The following is a 2,677-nucleotide window of genomic DNA, read 5'->3' as shown; positions in this document are numbered from 1 at the left end:
CTTGGAATATTTCCCTCTGATTTCTTGTCAGGGGTGGGGTTTAATTGACGGTTACACATAAACAAACAATAAATAGGAGATAAAAATAATTTTTACTCATTTTCATATTCCAACATACCTGCTTCTCTTAACAATCCTTCCACTGCTTCTGGATTATTAAATAAAATTTCCATCGCATGACTCTTATAAGGAACATCCTTTAGGTTGATTTCGAGAGCATTTGAACCACCTGTTTCGAGAGCATCTGTCATTTCAGGTAACGGAATTCTAATTCCCCATCGATCAATTTTCCGTCGTGATCCTCTTCCACTCCACTCTGCCCAAAGTTCAATGGCAACACTAGTATCTGGATCAATAACATTTTCTAAGAATCCTAATGCTGCATCATATTTTTCTTCACCAAGGCCAGTGGGCAAAGAACGTAAAAATTTCATCAATGGACCTACTTTTGCAGTAAATGATGCACTACCACTTGATGGAAATAAACAAGGAGTGTTGCTATATAAACCAGGGACATTTCCATCTTCTGTGAAGTATGGGGACCTGTTAAATACATCAAGTCCATCGATTAAATTATATGGTTTACCATTTTTAAAATATGGTATTTGATCTCCCCCTATCTCAGATTGACCATTCATACCTGTTGGATCAGAATACTTCATCGGATTATTCGACACATACGAATACCAGTTCAGCCCCTCAATCATGGAATAATTCGTCTTCGGTTTCAGCTTCCCCTTGTTATTCTTCTCCATGGGGTTAAGCAATTCAAAACCCGCAGGATCAGCTGACATCCACCTGCTGGTCTTCGGATCCATATACCTGGCACCATAATAATAGAGCCCGGTCTCCTCGTCATATTCCTTTGCGGTAAATCGAAAAGGTATGTAGTTATAGCTTGCTGTAGCTTCATCCTCCTGTATCTCGATCCACATCTCGCCGTAGGGGGTATACTCTATCCTCTCGTAGGGGTTTCCCTGCGGGTCGGTTATGCAGTGGGCGCTTCCCAGGTGGTCGGGGTGGTAGTAGTAGGTGTTTACATCCTCATAGGGATTCCCTCCGGTTGAAGGGTTGCTTAAGCGGGTTACGATACGCTCCTTTCCCACGTAGATGTGCTTGGCCCGCCGGAAGCTCCCTGAGTCGGCGGTTTCGGTCCACCATTCGTTAAAATAGAGGGTCTCGCCGCTTATGCCTTCGGTGTACGAGCCGTCTCCTGCATACTTGGTGGTGCGTTTGCCGTCGGCGTCGTAGAGGTACTTCACGCTCTTTCCGTTGGAGGTCAGGACGCTCTTCAAGCGGTTCTCCGCGTCCCAGCTGAAGCTGCGGATGTACTCGTTCTCGCATCCGCTTTCCACTTCGTTGATAAAGCCGAAGGCCTGGTCGGCCCGGCGGACATCCCCGATGGTGCTCAGGTTCGGGGCTTCATGGGCGGAGGACTGGCCGTCAGGCAGGGTCGATTCACGGGTTACGTTTCCGTTGGCGTCGTAGCTGTAGTAGAGTTCCCCGATCTTCGTTGCAAGGTGCGGCCTGTCCTCATCGTACTCATAGTTCAGTTCGTAATTCAGGGGCCGGACAGAGGCCGAGGGGACTCTCGTTTCCGTGCTGGTCTTCTTCAGGATATTCCCCAGGCCGTCGTAGGTAAAGCTCTGGCTGTAGCGGTCAGTCCAGCTGGTGTGGCCTGAGGGTTTGTTCACGTATTCTCCGCGGGCGGTCTCAAGCTGGTAGAGGCCGTCGTAGCTGTAGCTCTGGGTGCTTGTGTACCTGCCGCTTGCGTCTGTCCGCTCTTCGATGTTTCCCACATGGTCGAAGCTGTAGCTCAGGTTCTGCAGGTTCCGTCCCCACTGGTTCTCCGTGCTTAAAGCGCTGAGCCAGCGGCGATCGGGGTCGTAGGTATAACGGGTCACGTCCCCGTTGCCGTATTCAAGATAGCTCCGCTGGCCGAACTCGTCGTAACCGATTCTCTCGACGAATACGGTCGTGCTTCCGTTTGGCCGTACGCCTTCAACATGGACTACCTGCCCGCCTTCGTCATAGCCGTAGCGGATCTCCTCTCCGTCAGGATACCTCACGCTCTCCATCTGGCCCAGGTAGTTCGACGTGTACTCGATGCGGGCCTCCCGGGTGGTCGAGAGGGGATCAAGGCGCCTCAGGGTCCTGGTCTCGGCGACTACCTCCCCCATCTTTCCATGTTCGTAGTCGATGCTCCCGGATTCATCGCTTCTGCTTACAAGCCGGCCTGCCCCGTACTCGGCGGCCGCGGCGGCTGTTCCATACTGATAAGTCACGTCCATGGCGGGGTCGGGGTAGCTGATGTGTATCAGCCGTCCCAGGCCGTCGTACCCGTAGTTCACCGCTCCGCCTGTTTCCCGCAGTACGGCGCTCACCTTCTTTACAAGACGTCCTGCCGCGTCGTAGCTCAAGGTCGTGCGTCCGGTGTCAGCCGATTCCAGGGCGGTCTGAAGGCCCCGGAGGTCGTACTCGTATTCTGTTCTGTACTCAGGTGATCCGCTTATCTTTTCGTCACGTATCACCGCTTCACACAGCTGTCCCAGCACATCGTAGCTGTAGGCGCTCTTCATGAGCAGGGTGGACTGGTACTTCTTCCGCAGTTCAACGATACGTCCCCGCTGGTCGCTCAGGGTTTCTGTTACCCGCCCCTCAGGGTCGGTGCTGATGG

General features: G+C 52.3%; 1 protein-coding gene. It reads right to left on the bottom strand.

All coding sequences use genetic code 11. From position 1 onward, the window contains the following. Nucleotides 1-92 precede the first annotated feature (92 nt). Nucleotides 93-2,677, bottom strand: a 2,585-nt coding sequence (locus tag B4O97_RS19010; RefSeq protein WP_143305834.1) for an RHS repeat domain-containing protein, incomplete at its 5' end; no start/stop codon positions are given.

The organism is Marispirochaeta aestuarii (assembly GCF_002087085.1).
GTDB classification, from domain to species: Bacteria; Spirochaetota; Spirochaetia; order JC444; family Marispirochaetaceae; genus Marispirochaeta; species Marispirochaeta aestuarii.
This window is presented reverse-complemented; position numbering and strand designations above follow the sequence as displayed.